Annotated in this window: 6 protein-coding genes; 5 read left to right on the top strand and 1 reads right to left on the bottom strand. The window is 61.8% G+C overall.

The window, feature by feature from the left end; genetic code table 11:
* Window positions 1-30 precede the first annotated feature (30 nt).
* The 4 genes from gyrB to ACGVJ8_RS02750 are packed head-to-tail and all read left to right on the top strand — an operon-like array spanning window position 31 to window position 3,070.
* Window positions 31-1,998, top strand: a complete 1,968-nt coding sequence (gene gyrB, locus ACGVJ8_RS02765; protein ID WP_392345375.1) for a DNA topoisomerase (ATP-hydrolyzing) subunit B — start codon at window positions 31-33, stop codon at window positions 1,996-1,998.
* Window positions 1,998-2,303, top strand: coding sequence for an SH3 domain-containing protein (locus tag ACGVJ8_RS02760; RefSeq protein ID WP_392345374.1), 306 nt, complete (start codon window positions 1,998-2,000; stop codon window positions 2,301-2,303). The genes gyrB and ACGVJ8_RS02760 overlap by 1 nt, the downstream gene beginning before the upstream one ends.
* The gene (locus ACGVJ8_RS02755) at window positions 2,284-2,664 is read left to right on the top strand and encodes a CrcB family protein (RefSeq protein ID WP_392345373.1); all 381 of its coding nucleotides are present in this window, start codon (window positions 2,284-2,286) and stop codon (window positions 2,662-2,664) included. Before ACGVJ8_RS02760 ends, ACGVJ8_RS02755 begins: the two co-directional genes overlap by 20 nt.
* Entirely contained in the window at window positions 2,657-3,070 is a 414-nt protein-coding gene (locus ACGVJ8_RS02750) for a CrcB family protein (protein WP_392345372.1), read from the top strand. Before ACGVJ8_RS02755 ends, ACGVJ8_RS02750 begins: the two co-directional genes overlap by 8 nt.
* On the opposite strand, the gene ACGVJ8_RS02745 is transcribed toward ACGVJ8_RS02750, so the two are convergent.
* On the bottom strand, window positions 3,021-3,494 hold the full coding sequence (locus ACGVJ8_RS02745) for a glutathione peroxidase (protein ID WP_392345371.1): 474 nt from the start codon (window positions 3,492-3,494) through the stop codon (window positions 3,021-3,023). The genes ACGVJ8_RS02750 and ACGVJ8_RS02745 overlap by 50 nt on opposite strands.
* A 72-nt stretch (window positions 3,495-3,566) precedes the next feature.
* Here ACGVJ8_RS02745 and ACGVJ8_RS02740 point away from each other — a divergent pair.
* The coding region (locus ACGVJ8_RS02740; RefSeq protein ID WP_392345370.1) for a magnesium transporter MgtE N-terminal domain-containing protein at window positions 3,567-3,973 on the top strand (407 nt) is incomplete at its 3' end.

Genomic DNA, 3,973 nt, shown 5'->3' with positions numbered 1-3,973 from the left:
GACCCGGTTTCCTGGCTTGAGACTTTCTGAATGAGCGACGCTTCCAAGGTCCAGAACGCCTACGGCGCTGAGCAGATTCAGGTGCTGGAGGGGCTTGAGCCCGTTCGCAAACGCCCCGGCATGTACATCGGCTCCACCGGGCCGCGGGGTTTGCACCATCTGGTGTACGAAGTTGTTGATAACTCGGTTGATGAAGCCCTAGCGGGCCATTGCGACCGCATTGTTGTGGTGCTCGGTGAAGACGGCTCCGCCTCGGTGAGCGACAACGGCCGTGGCATTCCCACCGATGTACACCCCCGCACCGGCAAGAGCGCTCTGGAGACGGTGCTCACCGTGCTGCATGCCGGCGGCAAGTTCGGCGCCGGTGGTTACAAGGTGTCCGGCGGTCTGCACGGTGTTGGCGTGTCGGTGGTGAATGCCCTGAGCGAATGGGTGCAGGTGACGGTGCGCCGTCAGGGCCAGGTGCATCGCCAGCGTTTTGAGCGCGGCGCGGCCATCGGTGCTCTGGCGTCGGAGTCGCAGCCCGCAGTCGAGACCAGCGAGACCGGCACCACTGTGTGCTTCAAGCCCGATCTTGAAATCTTCACTGGCGGCATTGTTTTCGACTACGCCACCCTCTCGGCCCGGCTTCGGGAATTGGCCTATCTGAACGGTGGCGTGCGGATTGTTTTCCGCGATGAACGGGAGTCTGCAAGGGATGAGGAGGGGAACCCCCATGAGGAGACTTACTTCTACGAAGGCGGTATCAAGGAATACGTCGCCTACATGAATAAGGAGAAGGATGCCCTTCATCCAGAAATCATCTATGTGAATTCCGAGAAGGATGGCGTTCAGGTGGAGGCAGCTCTGCAGTGGTGCTCCGATGCCTACTCCGACAGCATCCTTGGCTTTGCCAACAACATCCGCACCGTCGATGGCGGCACCCATATTGAAGGCCTGAAGACGGTGCTCACCCGCACCCTCAACGCCTTCGCCAAGAAGCTGGGCAAACGCAAGGAATCGGATTCCAATCTTGCGGGCGAGAACATTCGTGAAGGCCTGACGGCGGTTCTCTCGGTGAAGGTGCCGGAGCCCGAATTTGAAGGTCAGACCAAGACCAAACTCGGCAACACCGAGGTGCGGGGCATTGTTGACAACCTGGTGGGCGAAGCCCTCAGCCAGTTCCTCGAGTTTAATCCCTCCGTGATCGGCCTGATCCTGGAGAAAGCGATCCAGGCCTTCAACGCGGCTGAAGCTGCTCGCCGGGCCCGCGAACTGGTGCGGCGCAAGAGTGTTCTGGAGAGCTCAACCCTGCCTGGAAAACTGGCTGACTGCAGCTCCCGCGACCCCGGCGAATCCGAGATCTACATCGTGGAGGGCGACTCCGCTGGTGGCTCTGCCAAGCAGGGCCGCGATCGTCGGTTCCAGGCGATCCTGCCGCTGCGGGGCAAGATCCTCAATATCGAGAAGACCGACGACGCCAAGATCTACAAAAATACGGAGATCCAGGCGCTGATCACCGCCCTGGGCCTGGGGATTAAGGGTGAGGACTTCGATGTGAAGAACCTGCGCTACCACCGGGTCGTGATCATGACCGACGCCGACGTGGACGGCGCCCACATCCGCACCCTGCTGCTCACGTTTTTCTACCGCTACCAGAAGGAGCTGGTGGAAGGCGGTTACATCTACATCGCCTGCCCACCGCTCTACAAAGTCGAGCGCGGTAAGAGCCACACCTATTGCTACAACGAGGGTGATCTGCAGAAAACCCTGGACGGTTTTGGCGAGAAGGCCAACTACACGATCCAACGCTTCAAGGGTCTTGGCGAAATGATGCCCAAGCAGCTCTGGGAAACCACGATGGATCCCACCACGCGCACGATGAAGCGGGTGGAGATTGAGGACGCCCTTGAGGCCGATCGCATCTTCACGATCCTGATGGGCGACAAGGTGGCTCCCCGCCGGGAATTCATCGAGACCCACAGCGCCGAGCTGGACATGGCAGCCCTCGACATCTGATGGGGCGTGTTCTGCGATGGAGTTGGCTACTGGGGGTGGCCCTGATGGCCCCGGCAGCTCTGCCGGCCGGTGGTGCTGACCGGCGTCAACCGCAACCCCGTCGCCGCGCGGCTTCCGGCCTGCTGCACACCGCCACCGATCAGCCCCTGCGGCTTAGCCCGCTGGCTGTAGCCCCACGGATGAGCACCCTCAAGGCGGGCTCATCCATGCGCTTGTTGCGGCGTTGGTCCGCTGTCGATGGCCAGGACTGGCTGCACGTGCAAACCCTTTCCGGAGATCAACGCCGTGGCTGGCTCCGCGCCTGAGGTTGTGTTGGTGGCTCTGGGGGCGATCCCCGGGGCCTGGCTGCGCCTGAAAGTGGTGAACCATTTCCAACCAACGGTTCCGAAGAAGCATTGGGGCACCTTTTTTGTGAATGTGGTGGCTTGCTTCGCGCTGGGCCTGGTGTTGGCTCTCAATGAAACCTGCAGCGCCAGCACCGGCATCGCACTACTGATGGTGGTCGGCTTTTTCGGCAGCTTTAGCACCTTTTCCACCTTTGCTGTGGAGCTGCTGAACGAATTGCGTGCCGGCCAGACGCTCACCGCTGGGGTGCTGGCGGTGGCTTCGATCGGAACCGGCCTGTTGGCCTCTGCTTTGGGTTACGGATTGGGGACCCATGCCTGAGACTAAACCCAGCCTGCGATTGGAGCTGCAGGAGCTGCTGCTTGTTGGCCTGGGTGCCGTGCCCGGAGCTCTGTTGCGTTGGCAGCTGGCCCTGCGTCTGGGTGATCAGAACCTGCTGGTGAATGTTCTGGGGGCAGCCTTCTTGGGCTTGCTGGCCGGGCTCCCTGCTGATCCACGGCGACAGTTGCTGCTGGGGATTGGCTTTTGCGGCTCGCTCACCACCTTCAGCAGCTGGATGTTGGCGGCCATGAAGCAACTGAGTTCAGGTGATTGGGCCGCCGCATTGGGTTTGATCGGGCTGACCCTCGGGCTGGGACTTGGCGCCGCAGCCCTGGGATTCAGCCTCGGGCGATGGTTCAAGCCGCCAGCGCCGCCTCAATCGCCGACTTCAGGTCTTCAGGGGTGACGCCACTCTTGAAGCGGCCGATCACGGTGCCGTCTTTGCCTACCAAGAACTTCTCGAAGTTCCACTCCACATCACCGGCGGGATCCACCTGATTGAGGGTGGTGTAGGGCTCGGTGGTGCTCCCCTTGGCGTGCACCTTGTCGAACAGTTCGAAGTCGGCGCCGTAGGTGGTGGAGCAGAAGCTCTTGATCTCGTCCAGGCTGCCGGGCTCCTGGGCGCCGAAGTCGTTGCAGGGGAATCCCAGAACCGCCAGGCCCTTGGCGGTGTAGGCCTCGTTGAGGGCCTGCAGACCCGCGTACTGCTTGGTGAAGCCACAGCGACTGGCCACGTTCACGATCAGTAGCACCTTGCCGGCGTAGTCGCCCAGGGATTTGCTGCTGCCGTCAGGGGTGGTGACGGAGACGGAGCTGACGCTGATCGCCATGGTGGAACGGTGATGGAGCGCAGAGGTTAACCGGCTGTAACGGCCATACACTGAGCTCCCGGCCGGAGAAGCATGACGGAGGCATCGGGGCTAAGCAGTGCTGGCGTGAGCGTGGAGCCCGAGTTACTGGCTGAGGCCGTCTCCCATGAGCTTGCCGCGATGCTCCAGGCGGGCAACTACGACGCGGTGAAGCTGCTGCTGGAGCCGGTGCAGCCGGTGGATATCGCCGAGGCGATTGGCAATCTTCCAGTCAACCTGCAGGCCATTGCCTTTCGTCTGCTCAGCAAGGACGAGGCCATCAGCATCTATGAATATCTCGACACCGTTACCCAGCAGAGCCTGTTGAGCCAGTTGCGCTCCGGTGAGATGCGGGAGGTGATGGAGGAGATGTCGCCGGATGATCGCGCCCGATTGTTCGAGGAGCTGCCCGCCAAGGTGGTGCGCCAGCTGCTGAGCGAGCTCAGCCCGGATGAACGTCA

Origin of the sequence: Parasynechococcus sp., assembly GCF_042954245.1 — a bacterium.
In the GTDB taxonomy this organism is placed as follows: domain Bacteria; phylum Cyanobacteriota; class Cyanobacteriia; order PCC-6307; family Cyanobiaceae; genus Parasynechococcus.
Note: the sequence above shows the minus strand (reverse complement) of the source record. Positions and strands in the feature narration are given on the sequence as shown.

Coding starts and splice junctions, on each gene's coding strand:
- gyrB (WP_392345375.1), top strand. CDS start 31: ATGAGCGACGCTTCCAAGGTCCAGAACGCCTACGGCGCTGAGCAGATT.
- ACGVJ8_RS02760 (WP_392345374.1), top strand. CDS start 1,998: ATGGGGCGTGTTCTGCGATGGAGTTGGCTACTGGGGGTGGCCCTGATG.
- ACGVJ8_RS02750 (WP_392345372.1), top strand. CDS start 2,657: ATGCCTGAGACTAAACCCAGCCTGCGATTGGAGCTGCAGGAGCTGCTG.
- ACGVJ8_RS02745 (WP_392345371.1), bottom strand. CDS start 3,494: ATGGCGATCAGCGTCAGCTCCGTCTCCGTCACCACCCCTGACGGCAGC.